This is a genomic window from Pedobacter hartonius (assembly GCF_900107535.1).
In the GTDB taxonomy this organism is placed as follows: Bacteria; Bacteroidota; Bacteroidia; order Sphingobacteriales; family Sphingobacteriaceae; genus Pedobacter; species Pedobacter hartonius.
In genome coordinates this window covers 198,389-218,038 of record NZ_FNRA01000002.1, presented here as the reverse complement: position 1 = coordinate 218,038, position 19,650 = coordinate 198,389, and the positions used below count along the sequence as shown (strand labels likewise).

General features: G+C 41.4%; 16 protein-coding genes and 1 tRNA gene. 7 read left to right on the top strand and 10 right to left on the bottom strand.

The genetic code is table 11. The features are described 5' to 3' along the window. Nucleotides 1-44 precede the first annotated feature (44 nt). Entirely contained in the window at nucleotides 45-236 is a 192-nt protein-coding gene (locus BLW16_RS04470; RefSeq protein ID WP_090555372.1) for a hypothetical protein, read from the bottom strand. A 208-nt stretch (nucleotides 237-444) separates the two neighbouring features. Between BLW16_RS04470 and BLW16_RS04465 the strand changes: the two genes are divergently transcribed. Next, entirely contained in the window at nucleotides 445-669 is a 225-nt protein-coding gene (locus tag BLW16_RS04465) for a helix-turn-helix domain-containing protein (RefSeq protein WP_217631510.1), read from the top strand. Between the two features lie 337 nt (nucleotides 670-1,006). On the opposite strand, the gene BLW16_RS04460 is transcribed toward BLW16_RS04465, so the two are convergent. The 6 genes from BLW16_RS04460 to BLW16_RS04435 all read right to left on the bottom strand — a co-directional run bounded on the left by BLW16_RS04460 (nucleotide 1,007) and on the right by BLW16_RS04435 (nucleotide 6,010). After that, nucleotides 1,007-2,524: a primase-helicase family protein gene (locus tag BLW16_RS04460; protein WP_090555371.1), complete on the bottom strand. Its 1,518-nt coding sequence runs from the start codon at nucleotides 2,522-2,524 to the stop codon at nucleotides 1,007-1,009. Nucleotides 2,525-2,580: 56 nt separating this feature from the next. Further along, the gene (locus BLW16_RS04455; protein WP_090555370.1) at nucleotides 2,581-3,342 is read right to left on the bottom strand and encodes a hypothetical protein; all 762 of its coding nucleotides are present in this window, start codon (nucleotides 3,340-3,342) and stop codon (nucleotides 2,581-2,583) included. A 50-nt stretch (nucleotides 3,343-3,392) separates the two neighbouring features. Next, complete coding sequence (locus tag BLW16_RS04450) at nucleotides 3,393-4,598, bottom strand: site-specific integrase (RefSeq protein ID WP_090555369.1); 1,206 nt, start codon at nucleotides 4,596-4,598, stop codon at nucleotides 3,393-3,395. A 151-nt stretch (nucleotides 4,599-4,749) separates the two neighbouring features. Beyond that, nucleotides 4,750-4,827: transfer RNA gene (locus BLW16_RS04445), tRNA-Val, on the bottom strand. Nucleotides 4,828-4,935: 108 nt separating this feature from the next. Beyond that, nucleotides 4,936-5,661 carry a DNA repair protein RecO gene (gene recO / locus BLW16_RS04440; RefSeq protein ID WP_090555368.1) on the bottom strand — a complete coding sequence of 242 codons (726 nt, stop codon included), beginning with the start codon at nucleotides 5,659-5,661 and terminating at the stop codon, nucleotides 4,936-4,938. Between the two features lies 1 nt (nucleotide 5,662). Next, nucleotides 5,663-6,010, bottom strand: a complete 348-nt coding sequence (locus BLW16_RS04435) for a diacylglycerol kinase family protein (protein ID WP_090555367.1) — start codon at nucleotides 6,008-6,010, stop codon at nucleotides 5,663-5,665. A gap of 182 nt (nucleotides 6,011-6,192) precedes the next feature. Here BLW16_RS04435 and BLW16_RS04430 point away from each other — a divergent pair, with 182 nt between their 5' ends. The 4 genes from BLW16_RS04430 (at nucleotide 6,193) to BLW16_RS04415 (ending at nucleotide 12,097) form a co-directional block, all read left to right on the top strand. Further along, nucleotides 6,193-7,602, top strand: a complete 1,410-nt coding sequence (locus BLW16_RS04430; RefSeq protein ID WP_090555366.1) for a sugar MFS transporter — start codon at nucleotides 6,193-6,195, stop codon at nucleotides 7,600-7,602. Between the two features lie 140 nt (nucleotides 7,603-7,742). Then, on the top strand, nucleotides 7,743-8,693 hold the full coding sequence (rlmF, locus tag BLW16_RS04425; RefSeq protein WP_090555365.1) for a 23S rRNA (adenine(1618)-N(6))-methyltransferase RlmF: 951 nt from the start codon (nucleotides 7,743-7,745) through the stop codon (nucleotides 8,691-8,693). Next, nucleotides 8,690-9,832 carry a putative sensor domain DACNV-containing protein gene (locus tag BLW16_RS04420; protein ID WP_090555364.1) on the top strand — a complete coding sequence of 381 codons (1,143 nt, stop codon included), beginning with the start codon at nucleotides 8,690-8,692 and terminating at the stop codon, nucleotides 9,830-9,832. Before rlmF ends, BLW16_RS04420 begins: the two co-directional genes overlap by 4 nt. A gap of 195 nt (nucleotides 9,833-10,027) precedes the next feature. Beyond that, on the top strand, nucleotides 10,028-12,097 hold the full coding sequence (locus BLW16_RS04415; protein ID WP_090555363.1) for a TlpA family protein disulfide reductase: 2,070 nt from the start codon (nucleotides 10,028-10,030) through the stop codon (nucleotides 12,095-12,097). A 473-nt stretch (nucleotides 12,098-12,570) separates the two neighbouring features. Here the strand turns inward: BLW16_RS04415 and BLW16_RS04410 are convergent, their stop codons facing one another. After that, nucleotides 12,571-14,016 carry an amino acid permease gene (locus BLW16_RS04410; protein WP_090555362.1) on the bottom strand — a complete coding sequence of 482 codons (1,446 nt, stop codon included), beginning with the start codon at nucleotides 14,014-14,016 and terminating at the stop codon, nucleotides 12,571-12,573. 248 nt (nucleotides 14,017-14,264) lie between these two features. Between BLW16_RS04410 and BLW16_RS04405 the strand changes: the two genes are divergently transcribed. Then, nucleotides 14,265-14,600 carry a PadR family transcriptional regulator gene (locus BLW16_RS04405; RefSeq protein ID WP_090555361.1) on the top strand — a complete coding sequence of 112 codons (336 nt, stop codon included), beginning with the start codon at nucleotides 14,265-14,267 and terminating at the stop codon, nucleotides 14,598-14,600. An 84-nt stretch (nucleotides 14,601-14,684) separates the two neighbouring features. Further along, a complete protein-coding gene (locus BLW16_RS04400; RefSeq protein WP_090555360.1) occupies nucleotides 14,685-16,271 on the top strand; it encodes a PspC domain-containing protein in 1,587 nt (528 codons plus the stop codon). A gap of 239 nt (nucleotides 16,272-16,510) precedes the next feature. On the opposite strand, the gene BLW16_RS04395 is transcribed toward BLW16_RS04400, so the two are convergent. Both BLW16_RS04395 and BLW16_RS04390 read right to left on the bottom strand, forming a co-directional pair. Further along, nucleotides 16,511-16,702, bottom strand: a complete 192-nt coding sequence (locus tag BLW16_RS04395) for a hypothetical protein (protein WP_090555359.1) — start codon at nucleotides 16,700-16,702, stop codon at nucleotides 16,511-16,513. A gap of 192 nt (nucleotides 16,703-16,894) precedes the next feature. Next, nucleotides 16,895-19,618 carry a hypothetical protein gene (locus tag BLW16_RS04390; protein ID WP_090555358.1) on the bottom strand — a complete coding sequence of 908 codons (2,724 nt, stop codon included), beginning with the start codon at nucleotides 19,616-19,618 and terminating at the stop codon, nucleotides 16,895-16,897. Nucleotides 19,619-19,650 lie beyond the last annotated feature (32 nt).

Sequence of the window (19,650 nt, the reverse complement as noted above, 5' to 3'; positions counted from 1 at the left end):
CCTCTCCTTATAGAGAGAAAGAATTAATAATGCTTTTGTTTATGTTAGCCTGCTACAGCTTTTAATATCATAATAGCTACTATGCCGATAATAACGTTTCCTGTAATTGAACTAAGGCCGATTTTATAATTGTCTTTTACTAGAAGCCCTCTAACGATTGCTCCAATTATAAACGCCACAAATAATAGGAAAGGAATAATAAGGACTACTGTAATTCCATCTAGTTTCTCCATCATATTTTATTAGGTGCTTCTTCGATGGTGTTAAAATTGATTGATTCTTTTGTGCTGTTTTTAGGACTTGTCTTTATCATTCCTAGAATGATTGAAAAGACGATTGCGGTAATTTTCATGTGGTTAATTGATTAGTTAGGAAATGTAAATATAGATAAAATACCCAATGTATTGGGTAGACAGGAAATGCTATTAGGCTCACCTTAGCTGTGTGATAAACAACAGGGATGAAGACCTACTAAAGAGATTTGGGGAGCACTTAAGAGGGCTTAGGGAAAAAGCAGGTTTATCTCAACAAGAATTGGCCTTAAAAGCAGGTATTTCCAAAAATCAAATCGGCAATATAGAAAGGGCAGAAGTTAATATTACACTTGTAACAGCCAACAGTATTTGCCAAGTCCTAGAAATTTCGCTATCCGAATTATTTGATATTTAGAGTTTTCCTTATGGGGGGTGTGTTACAATCTCAATATTAGAGGGATGGTGTTTAGTATGTAGTACCCATGTGCGTATCTTTGTGGATTTTTCTGAAAAATTTATTTCAAAATATATGGTTTCATGGTCTGTCAGAAGGGTAAATGGCTATATTCAAGGTTGTGATATAAGTAGTCATTTTGCTATTCCAATTTCTATAATATCGGTGTTTCATCCTGATACCTGCTCATAGATTTAGGATTTAGAGTCTAACATAAAAGGATGTGTATGTTATTTAGAATAGATGATACCCTATTAGTGTCTCTTTACTAAATCCTAAATCTGCATTGTCTGGTTTGTTAAGATATTAATAGTTTTCCCTTTTTGAATGTGAATGAAATGCCTTTACAGCTTAGGTAGGCTTTTATGTTATCTGATAGCAAGCGTTGACTGTAATTGTCATCTACGGTTCCATCTGTTCTTAAATCTTCAAGTAGTTCTTTCATAACATATTCCTGCCCATCTTCAATTTCTAAGCCTTCAAAATAGCCAAAGAGTTGTTTTCCGATTTTCTGAACTAACCAATTCTTTTTCATGTTTAATTCCTGCTGTTTGATTAGTCCATTTCGTAAATAGTATTGTATGGTTTTTAGTATAAACGTATAAAAGCCATTCCATTCTGTACTAGTCCATTCTTCACTAAAGAATCTTTTTCCATGCTCTGCGATAATTGGTTGGTTTACTCCATGCTGTTGATTATTAGAATAATAGTTGGAAAGTTCAACAATATACTGTCGTCGTGTTCTTGTAGTGCCGTCAAAGGGCAGTATTATATTTGAAGTAATTAGGAACCTTGGCATATTAGTTTTATTAATGTGAATAGGTTTTCTGAATTTTTCCTCAATAGATATACCTTCTGTTAGCATGGAGTTCAGCATATCGACATCAAATCTTTTACTTACATCATCTATAAAAATGATTCGTGTATCTTCTTTGATTCTTTGAAAAAGAAAGGGAGAATCAAGGTTTAGTTTTTTACCGTCCAATTGTACAAATCCCCTTCGTACTTTTGATAATGCTTGTCCAATTATCCCTTTTCCTGTTCCTCCTTTTGGGGTATTAATATCAGTTAATTCCTCATCATAAAGAATCACAGCCTGTGAAATTGCAGGGTCATTATATCCATGTAATAAATACCCTATTGCAGAACTTAGTACATTCTTTCTGTTTGTGTCATTGTTACAAATATTTTGTATGAAGATTGGGAACGGGGTATTTCTCCAATCTTCTTCAAAGTCAAAATCTACGTCGATTATTTGTGATTCAAAAATAAGTACATCCTCTAACTCATCGTATCTGGTTTTTGTAAAGCCGTCTCTTGTGATTGTAATGACTATATTCTTAAATAGAAGATGACTTTCAGTAGGGGTGTCTTTTAACACCTGCCTATTGTCTAATTCCAGAAGTACTAAAAAGCTATCATTAATTAGCAAATGGTATTGCTTTAGAAAAAGGTTTATGAACTGTGCAATCTCTATTAATTTAAAGCTATCTTCCTTATTTTTAGAGTGGTAAACTCTATATGCTCCATTTTCATTCTCTATGTAATCTCTGAGATGATTAATGATGTCATCTTTATTTACATATCTAATAACTCCATTTTTAATATGTACTGTTTCAAATGAACCATTAGGAGTTTTTCGTCGGTAGAAGCCATGCTGTTTCAGCAATTCTAAAAATCCTTTTCTGTTGATACCTGTTAGATTTAGGTCTTTAGAAAATTCCCAAATTCTGAATGCCTTTGCTTTTGAACTAACCTTGATTAAGGTGTCATAGTAGATGACCTTGCCATCTGCACTATTTGAATTGTTTGTCATAGTGCAAATGGAAATAAACTTAAAGGGAGACAACGAAATGTCGTTAAATGTCGTTATTAATGCCGAAGTAAATTATCAAGTATGGTCTTGACATCTGCTTTTGTGCGAAGGTAATTTTTACTTTCTCTATGCGCTTTTGGTGCTTCTCCTTGACCTTTTACATAAATCCAGAATATTGAGATACATTGTTCTTGCGTCAAAATATTAATCCAGTTTCTCTCTTTTAATACATCTATAAGCCCCCATAATACGGCGGCCTTACGTGGTGACAAAATACATTCTCTATATTCATTCGTAATATTTAGGACTATAAATGATTGTCTTACCATTTCAGTATTTCTTAAGATGGTATCCATGTCTCCAATGAATAAGGCATTAAATGCTTTCTCATTGTCAGAGAAGGTATTTAAATATGCAATACTCTTATATGCACTTGATATGAAGCCGTTATAGTAATATTCATTGATATCAATACCTGCCATGCTATCTGCTTTTTTAAGAACGAAGTTATTATGAGTTGTTCTGCTATTAGTGACTGTGAATTTTTTTTCAAGGTCTTTTAGAGTTTGTTTTATATTTATATAATCCCCCTCAAAATACATGCACTCACTTATAGGGCTTTTGATATAATATTCTATTATAATTGACAATGACCTTAGTTTCACTTGGAACAACTCTACTTGTAATATTCCGTAGCCATTATATGAAGAGTTCTCCAAAAATTCTTTTTGTCCATCCACCTGTACCTCCTGAGTTTCAAAGTAGGCATCAGCTTGCTCTATGAGAGATTTGTATTCCTTAAATACGCTTGTAAACATAATTGGATAGCCCTGTTGGTTACAACAAAACTATCCAATTTTATAACACCTTAACTAATACAGGTAACTTTTTTGTGCATTTCGTCTATTGCCTCCTGGTCGAACTTGTCTAAGTAAATGTTAGTAGTAGAATTGCCATACTCATGCCCCATTGCTTCAGCTATCATTTCATTTGAGTAGCCTAGTTTCTTTGCTGCGGTTCCCCAAGTATGTCTGCTTACGTAGCTTGTAATTTTGCAGTCTAATCCATTATCATTAGAAATCTTGTTTAGATATTTGTTCGTTGTCTTAATCCACTGCTTTATAATCCTCTTTGATTGTAGACTATCCTCTAATACTGTGCTTGATAGTACTGGTACGATGTAGCGGGATGTACTCTCATACTTTTTTATTAGTTCCAGAGCACTATCTGTTAAAAGAATATCATAGACTTTGCCCGTCTTCCGTCTTTTATAAACCAATCTGCCAGAGTGCAGATTTTCCTTTTTGAGATAGGCTAAATCAGTGAATGACATTCCAATAAAGTAGAAGGAGAGCAAGAACATATCTCTTGCTTTGTCTACAGAATGACCGATAGGAGCAGTTACAGATTTAATAACCGACATTATATCATTACTAATTGCTCTTTTAGCAGTTTTTTCCTGCTTAATCTTGAAATCGCCAAAAGGGTAATGTTGTCTGTCAATTACTTTGGCCTTAATAGCTCTATTGTAAATTGCTCTTAACGTTCTCAGGTAATTTGATATACCGTTAGTGCTTACACCCTGTTCTATCAAAAATGTATTGTAATTCTCTATAAACGTTAAATCAATATCAATGAATTTTAAAGACTGATTTGATTTGAAGGAGAACAGCCTGTTAATTGCTGTCTGATATATTAGCGCATTCCCAATCTTCTTTTGCGATTTCAATTGCTCTATCAGTTCTTTTGAAAACTCTTTTACTGATGTGGCCGTTCTCTTTGGTGCTAATAGCCTGTTCTTTACTCCTTCAATTGAGTATTTTCCTTCGTCTTCTAATTGAATGATGATTTTCTGTATCTCGGAATACCTCTTGCTAATAGAGTTATTAATAAACTGAGCATTAGGATGTTTTTTGATAACGGTTCTTTCTTTTTCATTCCAGTGTTCTTCCTGTACTGAGAATCCGGTAGAGATGTAAGAAGCTTTTCTCTGTTCTGTTATCCGATAGTAAATAGGGCATGTTCCATCTGCCTTCTCTTTGCGATTGTCTAAAATCACTTTTATTTGTACCATAAATGTGGGATTTATGGCTACCTGTTGAATATTGTTTACTCAAACATTGGTCAAACAAACACGCTGCACGCTCTTGATTCAATCTATCTTCCTATAAGGATAAAATCCCTATAAATGAAAAAGCCTCTCAGTAATACTGAAAGGCTTCTTTTGGTGGGAGATACTGGGTTCGAACCAGTGACCCCCTGCTTGTAAGGCAGGTGCTCTGAACCAGCTGAGCTAATCTCCCCTTGGTTCTACTCTTTATGCCTTTCAGCTGGCTGAGTAAGCCGTTCCCTGTTGTTGGGAGTGCAAATATACACCTCTAAATTAAAACTCCAAAACTTTTTGCATATTTTTATGATAACACCTCTTCCAGCACCTGGTGGGATTTTATTTCTCCGAAAGATGCGGTGTGTAAGGTGTAGTAAATCAGTATTTTATCAAGTATTACCCGCCGGGTAACGTTATCTATTTTTATTTCTGCCAATCTCTCAAATGGGGTGCTAAACAGTGCAATAAACAATGCCGCAGATGTTTTCTCAATAAAATAGGGATGGACGGGGGGCAGGGATTTGAATTCACCTTCCTGCAGATCGAAGTAACTCTGGTCGCTCTTTGTTTGTGTACTCGGGGCGAAGCCCAGAAATCGGGACAGCTTTAACAGGAACGCCAGATGGAAGTTGGCACTTGCAGTTTCAGTTTCGTCAAACCAGGAGACGGCATTGAAGATATAATCGAAGATATTTTCATCTGCATTTTGCTGGCGGATACTTTTATAGAGTACCTCATTTAAAAAGATAACTATTGTACTTTTTATAATATCATATGGAATCGTGCGGAACACAGGTGAAGGCCGGAGTTCAGAAATCCGCTGGATGCTGGAATTAGTTTTATGGTAAACCACCATATCTACCAGGTGCAGCGGCTGCAGCATATTCATCCTGATCTTCGCTTTAGGCCTTTTCACGCCGTTCACCAGGTAAGATTGTATGCCGAATTTTGCGGTAAAGATCTGGACCACCACACTGCTCTCACTATACAGGGTGGTTTTTAAAACGATACCGCGGGTTTTGTGAAGCATATCAGATGAATTTTGGAACAAAAATGATCAGCCCCGTAACCACAGAAATACCTGCTGCCACCAGGACGGCCCCTGCTGCAATATCTTTGACCCTGCCTGCCTGAACATCAAAGCCCGGAGACACCAGGTCTACCAGGAGCTCAATAGCTGTATTTAACAGCTCAGCTACCAGCACCAGGCCGATCGTTAACACGATCCATACCCATTCAGCTGCTGACAGCCTGAAATACCATCCTGCTATTCCTACCAGAAGAATAATTGCAAGGTGAATCCTGAAGTTCATTTGTGTTTTTACAGTATAAGTAATCCCGGATAATGCATATCCAAAACTTTTTACTAATCTTCGCATATCATTTTATGAGTACTTCCAAACGTATAAATTAAAACTAATATTTGATGTAATGCCCCGTATTCTCAATTTTTTACCTAACCAACACAATTATTCCTTTACTAAACAGTTTATTTGTGTATTGTGTACACTTACTTGCTCATCACCGATAATCATATATAAACCAGATACATTAATTAAACATGGAAATCAGTACTCCCGTTAAAAAAAACAGTTCTATTATTCCCCTTATTACAATGACACTTCTTTTCTTCATGTGGGGCTTTATTACCTGCATGAACGATATCTTAATTCCGCATTTAAAAGTGCTGTTCAGCTTAACCTTTCTGCAATCCATGCTCGTGCAATTTGCATTTTTCGGAGCTTACTTTATCGGGTCTTTAATTTATTTCCTGGTCTCCTATTATAAAGGTGACCCGATCAACAAAGTTGGGTATAAAAAAGGAATTATTTCAGGAGTTATACTTTCTGCCGTCGGCTGCTGCCTGTTTTATCCTGCGGCAAGTCTTTCTGTTTATGGTGTTTTCCTTGCCGCATTATTCGTTTTAGGCTTAGGTTTCACCATTCTGCAAATCACGGCCAATGCTTACGTTACTTTACTGGGCCCCGAAGAAAGTGCTTCCAGCCGGTTAAATTTAACACAGGCATTTAACTCCTTTGGAACAACCATTGCCCCGGTTCTTGGCGGTCACCTGATCTATACTCTGTTTCTGGTAGACGGAAAGGTTACTGCAGATTCTACCCGTATCCCTTACCTGATCTTTGCAGGGATACTGATTGCCCTGGCAATCATCATCAGCCGGGTGAAGCTTCCTTCTTTCAGTTCTGAAGAGTCTGAAGAAAGAGGATTGGGCGCACTGAAATTCCCGCAGTTAAAAATGGGGATCTTTGGAATTTTCTGTTATGTGGGTGCTGAGGTAGGTATCGGAAGTTTGCTGATCAGCTTTATGGCCCAGGAAGATATCATGAACCTGCCGGAAGTGCTGAGCAAGAATTACCTGGCGCTTTACTGGGGCGGTGCAATGATCGGAAGGTTCCTCGGGGCTATTTCCCTGAGCGGCCTGGCACAAGGCAGGAAACTGATCTATATGATCCTTGCTGCTGCTGCGGTTTATCTGCTGGTGTTTAGTATTGTTGATCTTACTTTTGCTCAAACCAGCTTTTTTATCATATTCATTGTGCTGAACATTGTGGCCTTTGTGATCGGAAAATCTGCTCCGGCACGTACGCTGGTGCTGTTCGCAGGCGTAAATATCGTACTGCTGCTGCTCTCTGTATTTAGTAAAGGAAGTATGGCATTGTATCCGATCCTGGGAATAGGACTATTCAATTCCATTATGTTCTCCAATATCTATACCCTTGCCATCTCAGGTTTAGGAAAATATGTGAGCCAGGGATCTTCGTTATTGGTAATGGCTATTCTGGGTGGTGCACTGGTGCCGCTGATCCAGGGTGGCCTGGCCGATTCAGTAGGTATCCAGAACTCTTTCTTTTTACCGGCTGCCTGTTATGCCTATATTTTAATCTTTGGTCTGTATTGTATGAAAAGGATACAGGTATCACTTGATAAACCGGTGAGGGTTAACCACTAAATCTGTCAGGCGTATTTTACGGACTGCAGTCTATTTATGCAGCTGACGGAGGGCTTCTTGCGCAGTAATCAGTTATACAAATGCGGCTTTACCGCTGAAATATATCAATTAACGCTTACCTTTGAGGTAAGCGTTAAATTATGTCCGTTGAAAAACAAGAGCTCCATCCCAGAAATCTGCACCGTTCCAGGTACGATTTTCCAGAATTAATCTGCAGTTATCCGCAACTGGAGAAGTTCGTATTCGTTAATCCCTACGGAGATCAATCTGTTGATTTTTCCAACCCCGATGCAGTGAAGACGCTTAACGCGGCGCTGTTAAGCCACTTTTACGGGATAACACACTGGGACATTCCTGAAAATTATCTTTGTCCGCCAATACCGGGAAGGGCTGATTATATACACTACCTGGCCGATTTGCTGGCCGCTGTAAATGGCAATGTGATCCCTAAGGGGAATAGGGTTAAAGTCCTTGATATTGGTGTCGGCGCCAATTGTATCTATCCTATCATCGGGCACCAGGCGTATGGCTGGGAGTTTGTGGGTTCAGATGTTGACAAAAGGGCCATTGATTCAGCTACAAATATCGCTGCGATTAACCCTTCGCTAAAGGGACATCTGGCTTTCAGGCTGCAGCATTCAGCCGCCCATATCTTCACAGGAATCGTAAAACCCGGAGAACTGTTTGATCTCACGATGTGTAACCCTCCCTTTCATGCCTCGGCTGAGGAAGCACGCAGCGGGTCACAGCGCAAAGTAAGAAATCTGGGTAAGCAGAAGGGCCGGGAAACCGTATTAAATTTCGGAGGGCAGCATTCCGAACTCTGGTGTAAGGGCGGAGAGGTTGAGTTTATCCGGAATATGATAGGGGAGAGTTCCGCAATAGGTTCACAGTGCTGCTGGTTTACCACCCTGGTCTCTAAAAGCGCCCATCTTTCCCTGGTTTATGATGCGCTTGAAAGGGCAGGTGTAAGTGCATGGGAGACCATCGAAATGTCGCAGGGGCAGAAACAAAGCCGTTTTGTTGCCTGGACTTTTTTGTCGGCCGCAGAGATGGAAGATTGGCCTGAAAAGCTTAACTTTAAACCATGATCTATAATCCTACTTACCGGGCGGCGCACACTGTTGCTGCAGAAGTTGAAGCTATTTTTGCCGGTTATCTTAATTCTGCCCGGGAAAGTGGAGAAGAAGATCTTGCTCCTTTGCCATCATCGATCATCATCGAAACGATTATTGATGCGGCTTTTTGGGCGAGCATCCGTAAGGAAGAGGGGCATTCCCCAAAAATATCACTGGCTTTTTTGCCTCCGGTACAAGCCGGTAACCCCTTGTTATTCAGGCAGCGTCTTCCGCTGAGCCCGAATGCCCTGGTTAAGATTGCACCGGGAATAGAACGTGCGGGAATTCACCTTGGCATCTGGCAGGAAGAGGATGAGCTTTATATTTGGGGCACAACAACCAGCATTCCGAATTTTTGTTTTGTTGTAGATGTTTCGGAGCCTGCATTGCTGGTCATTAAACACCGGCGTATCTATGGATTTGGGAAATTCACGAATATAGCGGTGCTGAAAGGCGATCAGATCAAGATTGTTGAAGGGAACATCACCAAACTGCCCGACTGTCCGCCGATACTGCTTTCCTTACTGGACCTTACCGCTCCTTCTTACTGGAACGACACGGTCAATGTAATGATCCAGCTGGCGGTCTCTATGCGTTCCCACCAGCGTGGCGGAACCCTGCTTGTGGTGCCAAACGGCTCCGGGAACTGGTTACAGTCGATCATTAAGCCCGTCCAGTATGGTATTCAGCCTTCATTTTGCGGGCTGTCAAACTTATTAAGGCAGGAACGTAAAGAAGCCAGTCAGATCTTCTGGCAGACGGCACTGAGGAGGGAAGTGGAGCACCTTGCCGGGTTAACTGCGGTAGATGGTGCTACAGTTATTACTGATGAGTTTGAGTTGCTTGCATTTGGTGCTAAAATAGGCCGGGCTAAAGGCAAGGACCTGATTGAAGATATCTCCTTTGTTGAACCTATTGCAGGCGGGGGGGCAGTATCTATGCATGCCGCAAAGGTAGGCGGAACACGGCACCTTTCTGCCGCGCAGTTTGTGCACGACCAGAATGATGCAATGGCGATGGTGGCCTCGCAGGATGGTCACTTTACGATTTACTCCTGGGCAGCATCGCAGCAGCGTGTACAGGCACACCGCATTGACACGTTGTTACTTTAATTCGGGCGTTTCATGCCAAAAAAGGTAAAAAAAAGCGGCCTGCAAATTCAAATCATGGACTCATTTTGCTGATAGCTTTTTTTAAGATTGAATTATCTTTATATATTTTCAATACCTGATATAGCTTTGCTAAAACTATATGCTCACGTTAATATTATTTATTAACTTTAAGATATATTGTTTGCAGATAATACTATGATCTCAATCGGAAGTTATAAAGTCAAAATTGTATTGGCCGTATTGTCAATCCTCGTCCTGTCCATCGCTTTTTTATGTTTATACCCCCGAACAAGTAAGTTACGCTTATCAGGACCATTCATTGGAAATTGGATAAATAAGGAGAATAACAACTGGCAATTCGGCTTTTTTGAGGAGTTTGCCATTTACCATAATAATTTCTGGACGTATAAAGAAGTAAAAACGCAGGCAAAGGGAGCTGTAGATCTCGTATTGATCAGGGAAGAAAAGATTATAAAGTTGCATCTGGAAAAGGAAGTTGAAAACGAGCTTGCTATAACACAAGAGGACGGGGCCAAATTCCATTATGTTTTGATGCCAGATCGTTATCCGGACTATACGACTGCAGATCATACGCCTTTTAATGAACCCAGATTTAGTCTTGATTCCGTAACTGTCATTGGTTACTACAGAAACTTAGATCAGGGTATCAAAGGGTTTGTGGAACGGTTTTTCCGTTCTCCATTTGAAGTTTCCATAGCAGACTTTATAACCGGAGAGGAAGTAAAATACTATGCTGATATGAATGACCGGGGTACCTTTAAGTTGACGTTTCCAGTAATGAATACTCAGGAACTGTATGTAGATTGGAAGAGAACCAGGATTCGTGCTGTAGTAGCGCCGGGGGATACACTTTTTGTATTTGTGGACATTGCAGATTATATGCCAAACGCCAGAGACAAGAAAAATTACCGCAGCTATGTTGACCGCCCGAAAGAAGTACTTTTTATGGGGAATAATGCGCGTCTGAATAATGAACTCAGGCAATATACAGATCCACCTATTGCCATAGATAAAGCGGGAATGACTGGTCTGGATGATATGCAATATCTCCGTCAATGTGAAGAAGTTTATCAACGCCGGCTTGCCAACCTCAGTCAGCATATTAGTCAGTATCCCCGGATTTCAGACAAGTTTGTAAAATATAAACAAACAGAAGAAAAATATGACTTCGCATTCAATCTGATGCAGCATCGTTTCGATTTATCCGGACGCACGGTGCAAAGATTTCAGGAAGCATATTTTAACTACGTAAAAGTTAAGTTCCCTCTGGATGATCCATCAGACTATACGATGACGAGATATTTTGGAAGATTTATAAGTGATTATCTGGGTTATCTCAGTGAAAATAATGCTGCCGAAAATGTATTGTTTAGCGAAATTGGAGAGCGGCTGCAGGATGATGGGAAATTGACCGGCAGTTTGGCAACACAAATCGCAGTGATCGATACGCTTGCGAAGAAGCTCAAGTTCGCTGGTGATCAATCGAAAGTAAAAGCCGAAATCAGTAATCGGGCAGACCGATTGAATAATGATCCGTTGGTAAGGCATACGGCTGAAATCTTACAGGCTGAAAAAAACTTTATTGACATGCGCCTTGCAGATTCGGTGTTACATAATCAAAACTTAAGGGAGTTATGGTGGGGCAACAGATATAACTACTGGTTTGAGGTGCTTCGCAAGCCACTGGCCAGTCAAAAACTAACTTCGTTTCGGAGAAGTGTAAATAACCCGTATATAATCAACCATATTGAGCAAATGCAGGCACATTATAAGGTTATTGCAAATGAGGGTAAAAGCTATCAGGCAGGACTGAAGAATAGTGATCAGTTAAAAGACAGTAAAGACGCCAGGAGACTTGTAGAAGCTTTACTAAAACCGTATAAAGGGAAGGTCATTTATATTGATTTTTGGGGAACCTGGTGCAGTCCCTGCAGACGGGACCTCAAAATGGTTCACGCTTTAAAACAAAAACTAGCCTCAAATGATGTGATCTTTATGTACTTTGCTAATCGTTCTCCTGAAGATACCTGGAGAAACATGATATATGATCTACAGCTCAGCGGTACTCATGTTATTCACTACCGGCTTCCTGATGAGCAGCAGGGCATGCTTGAACGTCAACTGGGTGTAACTACTTTTCCCACCTATATGTTGGTGGATAAGGAGGGAAATATTGTAGACAAAAATGCAGGCTCGCCAACCAATACGGATTATACGGCCTCAGCTATAAAGAAATTGTTATAACTGATTGAATCTTTCCAGTATTACATGCGCCTGTAAATTATCTTTTTATAAGCGATTAATAAAAACAAAAAAAGGCTGTATCATGATTTATGATACAGCCCTAAAAAATTAATCTATTATTTAAGATCTTATGTTGATCAGGAGAAAATTATCGCTCCTGCAATTACTCCGGCAAATAACAATACCATTACAATCCTATCTACATTAATCCATTGTTTATGGCTTAATGCTTTTGGTTGTCTCACGCGCTCCTGCCTTGCAAAAGCTGGGAAAAGAAGATTCATTTTAGCTAGCATAGATAGATGATTTTAATAGATATCAGACGTACAAATGCTATTACAAACCTTACGCCAAAAAAAATCCCATTGTTAAAATGTTAAGAATTCTTTCTTTGTGTTGACAAAGCTTTTCTTGTTTTGTTAATATGCTTGATATTTAAGATGTTGTCACGCATTTGTTGCCTCAGGACTGTACTATTTATGCAACGATTTTCTCAGTACACTGTTCTTTTTTCCATAACAAAAGTAGATCACCAGGCCTAGTGCCAGCCATACCACCAGCCTTAGCCAGGTTTCCCATGGCATGAAGACCATCATGCCCAAACAGGTCAGTATGCCAAGGATAGGAATGAGGGGTACTAGGGGAACTTTAAAAGGGCGCTCTGCTGCGGGATCGGTCTTCCTCAGGATCAATATTCCGATACAAACCATCAGAAATGCCAGTAAGGTTCCTATGCTGGTCATTTCGCCCACAACGGTAATGGGTACAAAGGCTGCAAATAATGCAATGAATGCACAGAGCAGGATATTTGATTTGTAGGGGGTCTTGTACTTCGGGTGTACTTCTGAAAACACTTTCGGCAGCAGCCCGTCACGGCTGATCGAGTAGAACATCCTTGATTGTGCCATCAGGTCGATCAGGATCACTGAGGTATAACCAATCAGAATGGCCAGAATAATGGCCTGGCTTAACCAGGCAAATGGTGTTTTCTCTATAGCGATTGCAACGGGGGCGCCGCTGTTGGCAAATTCCTTATAGTTTGCCAGGCCGGTCATGACATGGCCGAATAATCCAAAAAGTACTGTACATACCAGCAGCGAGCCGAGGATGCCTATGGGCAGGTCTCTGGATGGTTTCTTTGTTTCCTGTGCAGAGGCGGCCACTGCATCAAAACCGATAAATACAAAGAACACCAGTGCAGCACCGCGCAGCACACCACTCCAGCCAAAATGACCGAATTCCCCGGTATTCTGCGGAATGTAAGGCTTATAGTTCGCCGGGTCAATATATTGCCAGCCCAGAGCAATAAATACCAGCACTACGCCTACCTTCAGGAATACAATTACCCCGTTTACAATGGCAGAACCTTTTGTTCCGCGGATCACAACAAGCGTCATGAGGATGACAATCAGCGCCCCGGGTATATTGATCCAGCCGTGGACAATAGTTCCGTCACTCAATTTTGCGGTTTCAAACGGGGAAAGGGTAAGCTGGGCAGGCAGGTAGATATGGAATGACGAGAGGAAGCGGGTGAGGTATTGCGACCAGCTGATCGCCACCGTGGCGCATCCCACAGAATATTCAAGCACAAGGTCCCAGCCAATGATCCAGGCAAAAAATTCGCCCATTGTAGCGTAGGAGTAGGTATAGGCACTGCCTGCCACGGGGATCATAGAGGCGAACTCTGCATAACACAAGGCCGCAAAACCGCAGCCCAGTGCTGCAATGATGAAAGAAAGGGTAACTGCCGGCCCGGCATAATTTGCGGCAGCCAGACCGGTAATAGAGAAAAGGCCGGCGCCGAGGGTTAAACCCACGCCGATTAAGACCAGGTTTAAAGGACCTAATGTTCTTTTCAGTGAGTTATCTGATTGTTCAGCAGCTTCAAGTTTAATGAGATCAATAGATTTCTTTAACATAAAATCTTATTCTTTATTGAGCTGCAAAAGTAGAATATTGTTTTCAAGATACACCATTATTACTGTGCTCATAAAATAATATTTTGGCAGGTATATCTACAAAATTGTAGGAAACGCGGATGAATATCATCTTTATTGTTGTTGGCTGTAAAAATAAATGCATTGGTAATCAGATTGTTATATGTATTTTGTATTCCATACAGTACTATGTATTGCATATTACTATATGAAACACATAACTTTGTTTTATGATAGCAGAAAATACACAGACACAAATGCGAAAGGGCATACTCGAATATTGTGTGCTCCTGATTATATCCCGGGGGGAAATTTATGCCTCTGATATTATCGCAGAACTGAAGTCGGCAAAATTATTGGTTGTAGAGGGCACGCTTTATCCCTTGCTGACCAGGTTAAAGAACAACGGGCTACTGAGTTATAACTGGGTGGAGTCTACTTCCGGGCCCCCGCGCAAATATTATACGTTAACGCCTGACGGGGTTTCGATCCTGTCGCAGCTCGATGGAACCTGGCAGGAATTATCCTTTGCTATTACACAGTCAAAAGCATCAAAAAATAATTAAGCTCATGAAACCATCATCAGCATTCAGCTTACAAACTGCAACCATACTGATGACCGCTCCATAACCGATAAACCATATAAACTTATGAAAAAGACCCTGAATATAAATATTGGCAATTCTATCATTCACATTGAAGAAGATGCCTGCGAACTGCTCAATAGCTATCTGATAGAAGTTAAACAGCATTTTGGTAAAAGTGCCGATGATTTTGAAATTGTAAGCGATATAGAAAACAGAATCGCTGAGATGTTCACCGAGATGTTGCACACGCAACAGAAACAGGTAATTGAACTGGCCGATGTTCAGGTGGTGATTGAATTGATGGGTTCTGTGAAGGACTTTGAAGAGGAATCTGATGATGAACCTTCCGCAGGTTACACCAATGCCGGTTATGCCGGATTTGGGGAGAGAAAGATTTACAGGGACACTGAAGAAGCTATGGTTGCCGGTGTTTGTTCAGGTCTTAGCCATTACCTGAGAATGGATGTGAGCATATTGAGGGTGCTGGCGGTGCTGAGTGTTTTGCTTGGCGGCTCCGGACTGATCGCCTATTTAATTTTATGGGTATCCATTCCTAAAGCCTATACGAGATCTGAAAGAATGGCCATGAAGGGCGAGGCTGTCAACCTGCAGGGGTTTAAGAGGAACTTTGAAGAGGAGCTGTCCAACCTGAAAGAGAATTTCAGGAGTGCGGGCGACCAGATGCGCCCTTTTGTGAAACACTCGGGAAGTTTTATTGCAGAATTTATAGAGGTACTGGGAGCTTTTATGCAGGGCGCCGGAAAGACTATCTTTAAGTTCATTGCCATTATCATTATGATCAGCGGATCGTTAATGATGGTTTCCGCTCTGATTGTCCTCGCTGCATTACTGGGGCTTTGGGATTCGGGGACAAGCGGGATCTTTCCCCTGAACATCGTTGATGAAGCTTACTTTACCACATTTGTGATCGCTGTGTTTATTGTTGTGGCTATTCCGTTGCTTTCACTTATTCTGCTGTCTGTCCGTGTTGCATTTAACAGCCGGAGTGTCAACCGGATGTTTTCTTATGCTCTGCTATTGATCTGGCTTTGCGGGCTTGCTGTTGGTATTTTTTATGTAGCAAAGATCACGACGGAATTTAAAGAAGATGCTGAGTTTACACAGAATATACCTATCAAGTCGTTCCCGGTGTATACGTTATCCCTTGACAGGTCCCGTTTTTTCAGCAAAGATGATAGTTTGCGTTACCAGTTAAACTCTGCAGAATATACCGGAAAGATCATCCAGACTGATGACCGCGGCCCCTTTAATCAGCCAAGGAATGTGACGGTCAGGATTGAAAAGAGCGATGACAGTTCCCCTTCGCTCACTGAAAGTTATAGTGCCAAAGGAATAAACTTCGAAACGGCTTTATACCATGCAAAGAATATCCATTATGATTTCATGCAACAAGATTCCCTGCTGAAATTCGGCCCTGAGTTACACCTGATGAAAAATGTAAACTGGCGTGACCAGCAAATAGAACTGGTACTGAAAGTTCCGGTAGGAGCGGTATTAAAGATAGACAGGGATCTTGACCGCTATCTCCAGGGTTATTCTTTGTGGGATTGCGGAGATGATCATTCAGGGGATGCGCCATATGAAGGAGTAATGACTGAGGAAGGGCTCAAATGTAAGTTTGATCAGTAGTTTGCCTTGTGATCGTGAAGACCTGTAGTTTCTGTACCCGGATTCGTATGCTCAGGATTATCTTCTGAATAAAATTATACGCGCTTAATTGGATTTATAATCTCAGGATTGCCTTCTGCTGAATAAAAGTTATACGATATTCCGGCTGCATTAATTTGCTGCGCAAAAGAACGCTGAGGCCGTCATATCGTATATACTTTTATTTTTAGGATCATCAAAGGGATCTTCTAACTGGTGCGCTAACCTATCGCCGGATTAAACAATTCCGTCAGACAGTCTGATCCCTGCCATATGAACCACGCAGGGCCATCATGCAGGGCCACCATGCAGGGCCACCATGCAGGGCCACCATGCAGGGCACACCATGCAGGGCCACCATGCAGGGCCACCATGCAGGGCCACCATGCAGGGCCATCATGCAGGGCCATCATGCAGGGCCACCATGCAGGGCCACCATGCTACAGGATAAACTTAAAAAAAGTGATGACCTCTTTCGATGCCTTCGGCTGCGCTTCAGCAGCAGTCAGCATCGAAAGAGGTCATCACTTTTTTCAGCGAAGCCGGAAGATCTCCGCTAATCTAAGGAGAGCACTAATCCCGGTTTAGAAAACCCAAAGCAGAATCTACTTCACGGTATAGCGGTAGACAAACCGCCCAACGTTACCATTTGCATCTACTCCTTCAATAACTGCCCGGTAAGTTCCTTTACCATCGGCATTGTAAAACTCAACCGCAGTATCTCCGGCTGCATTGGTAATGACTTTAGGGTTCCAGTAGATTGTTGTCCGCAGGTCATTGCCTGTATATGAACTTGTTTGCGTTACGTATTTAGGAGAATAAAAATCCCTTGCTTTTGTATATCCTTTAGGAGTGAATTTGAGCATGTTGCTTTGCGGCATCATCTTTTTCAGGTCAGCAAGGCTGATGTTTGACTTCTCTACCTTTTTGGTGTTAATGACGATCACACCATTACACTGGTATTGTTTAAAGACGATTCCCAGCTGATCCTGTGTGAAGATCTCTACCGATTCAACATCATTAGGCATTACACTGCTTACGGATACTGCATCCACGGCATTTCCATTGATAAAGATCTGTACCGGTGTCCTGTCTCCCTGGTTGTAGCTGCGGCTTACATAGAATTTATCGATATCAAAGGTCATCCCTACGGCCAGCGTTTTAAGGCAGGTAATCAGGTCATTGCAGTCCTTAAAGCGTTCGCCGTCAATTGTATGATCGGCCATCATGCTCAGTCCGGTTAATGCAATATAATCCTGGTGACTTGGTTTTTTAACCGTTGCACCGGTAATCTTTACTTCCTTCAGCGTACGCAGGTTACTGTATTGTTTTTTGCTATTATCGAGATATGAAGACAATGTGCTGTCAATATTTACGATTTCAGTTGCTGACGATGGATTTTTTGTCACCTCCGGAAAGGGGGGATTGTCCAGCATGATCATCATATTGCTTCCTGCGGCATTGTACTTGGCATTGATCAGTAATTCCATACCGTCTTCAAAAACGAGGTTTGGAAAAGTGAAGAGGCCCATATTTGAAGTGAGTGCTTCCGAAGAAAGTGTTCTGCCGGGGCTTGTTAAGCGCAGGGCACCTCTTTTTACAGGCATCCCTGTCCGGTCTCTCAGCGTACCTGTCACTGTAATACCCTGTTCAGGCATGTAGGTGGTCACAGGGAATCTGTTTGCCAGGATCTCTTTATAGGAGAAACGGCGGTATCCCTGTGTGAGCATGAGGATGTCCAGTTCCTGACGCTTTTTCTCATCCGTTTTAATAAAATAATAATTGGGGCGTTCCACAAATCCTTTCAGATCTGAGCTGAGCAGGACTGAGCTCAGAATGGTGGTTTCTGTATTTTCGTCAACCGGAACTTTTTGCAGATCGGTAACGCTGATAGAGAAATCACCTACCAGTCGTTGTGTAGAATCTTTGGCTGAAACCGTCATTCTTACCTTCTGACGTGGTTTGTACGCAGGGAGATCAGTTTTTAAGGTCAGGTTCATCGCATTTTTATGCAGTACAAAAACAAGCCTTTCACTTATGGGCTGGCCATCGGCAGCAAAAAGCGACATTTGTATAATTCCTGAAGGAAACTTATCCGCAGGGATCTTTGCGGCGGTAACCTGTGTCTGCAATTTTGATTGTGCCGCATAATATATCCGGCCTCCGTTTTGCGCAACGATATAGATACTCTTTCCCTGGTTTTGCTGGAAATAGGTATCATTTGCAACGATCTTAAAATTAATCAATTCCGGATTACTTGCCGTAGCCTGTATCGAGATTCCGGATTCTATGGCCTTTGGAAGGTCAAAGCTCTTTTTTGAGCCATCCTTAAAGGTAATGTTTGCCTTGTAAGTTTTGGCACCTTCGGCATTCAGATAAAAAGAGCCCATTCCCAGATGTGAAGAAGTAAATGTGGTGATCTGGTTGCCGTCGTTATCTGTAAGGGTACCGGTCAGGTCAACACCCAGTCCTTTCTGGTTAATCGCTTTAAAGGCTACTTGTGTGGGAACTCCTTTAATGAGCTCGCCACCTTCGGGGAAGAATTGAATGTCATTTTTACCCACTACAGGTTTCAGTACAAATGAGGCCGTTACCGGAGGCTCCTGGTTGCCCATGTTGACCTCCGTTACCAGATTCCCGGTAGTAATGAATTCGTTTTTACGGGGAACAATACTGATTTTTAATATTCCGTTCTGATCGGTTAGGCCCCTGCCCTTGCTGACGACCTCATAATTCGAGGTCACGTTCCAGTTGACGGACTTGCCTGCCACCGGTATTTTATCTAAATTCTTAAACTGGATCTGTGCATCGATGACCTGGCTTTTGTCGGTCTGCGTATTGTTATAACTGATGTGGGTAATCAGCTTTTTATCGATCGCCTCACCAATGGGAATGGTTTTCGTGAAAAAATAATCAGGATCTGAGTTGAACATCCAAACGGTATAGGCCCTTACATGATAATTGCCCTGTTTAAAATTGATCATGTCCAGCTCCAGGCTTCCATAGGCCACACTATTGGTTACCGGCAGCTTGAGTGACTTCACGATGGAATCCTGGCTGTTGATCAGGTCTACGTATACCACCTTGCTCAGGGCTGAAGGGACGTTCTGCTCATAAGTAAGATAGGCCTTGAAAAACATCGTATCCGCTACACTGTAATAAGGCTTATCAAAATGGAGATAAACTTTTTCGGCAGGATAGCGTTCGGCAATGATCTTTGATTTATTGAGAATGTTGCTTAAAATGGCAGTGTCCTGTTGAGCTGATGCACTGAGATTTATAGAAAAACAAAGTATAAAAAATGCAAATGATAATTTTAAGTAATTCATGAATATCTGATAATGCGAGATTAATGTGCTAA

Bases quoted from the DNA above. Each gene is read 5' to 3' on its own strand.
- BLW16_RS04470 (WP_090555372.1), bottom strand. From the start codon at position 236: ATGATGGAGAAACTAGATGGAATTACAGTAGTCCTTATTATTCCTTTC.
- BLW16_RS04460 (WP_090555371.1), bottom strand. From the start codon at position 2,524: ATGACAAACAATTCAAATAGTGCAGATGGCAAGGTCATCTACTATGAC.
- BLW16_RS04455 (WP_090555370.1), bottom strand. From the start codon at position 3,342: ATGTTTACAAGCGTATTTAAGGAATACAAATCTCTCATAGAGCAAGCT.
- BLW16_RS04450 (WP_090555369.1), bottom strand. From the start codon at position 4,598: ATGGTACAAATAAAAGTGATTTTAGACAATCGCAAAGAGAAGGCAGAT.
- recO (WP_090555368.1), bottom strand. From the start codon at position 5,661: ATGCTTCACAAAACCCGCGGTATCGTTTTAAAAACCACCCTGTATAGT.
- BLW16_RS04435 (WP_090555367.1), bottom strand. From the start codon at position 6,010: ATGCGAAGATTAGTAAAAAGTTTTGGATATGCATTATCCGGGATTACT.
- BLW16_RS04430 (WP_090555366.1), top strand. From the start codon at position 6,193: ATGGAAATCAGTACTCCCGTTAAAAAAAACAGTTCTATTATTCCCCTT.
- rlmF (WP_090555365.1), top strand. From the start codon at position 7,743: ATGTCCGTTGAAAAACAAGAGCTCCATCCCAGAAATCTGCACCGTTCC.
- BLW16_RS04420 (WP_090555364.1), top strand. From the start codon at position 8,690: ATGATCTATAATCCTACTTACCGGGCGGCGCACACTGTTGCTGCAGAA.
- BLW16_RS04415 (WP_090555363.1), top strand. From the start codon at position 10,028: ATGATCTCAATCGGAAGTTATAAAGTCAAAATTGTATTGGCCGTATTG.
- BLW16_RS04410 (WP_090555362.1), bottom strand. From the start codon at position 14,016: ATGTTAAAGAAATCTATTGATCTCATTAAACTTGAAGCTGCTGAACAA.
- BLW16_RS04405 (WP_090555361.1), top strand. From the start codon at position 14,265: ATGATAGCAGAAAATACACAGACACAAATGCGAAAGGGCATACTCGAA.
- BLW16_RS04400 (WP_090555360.1), top strand. From the start codon at position 14,685: ATGAAAAAGACCCTGAATATAAATATTGGCAATTCTATCATTCACATT.
- BLW16_RS04395 (WP_090555359.1), bottom strand. From the start codon at position 16,702: ATGATGGCCCTGCATGATGGCCCTGCATGGTGGCCCTGCATGGTGGCC.
- BLW16_RS04390 (WP_090555358.1), bottom strand. From the start codon at position 19,618: ATGAATTACTTAAAATTATCATTTGCATTTTTTATACTTTGTTTTTCT.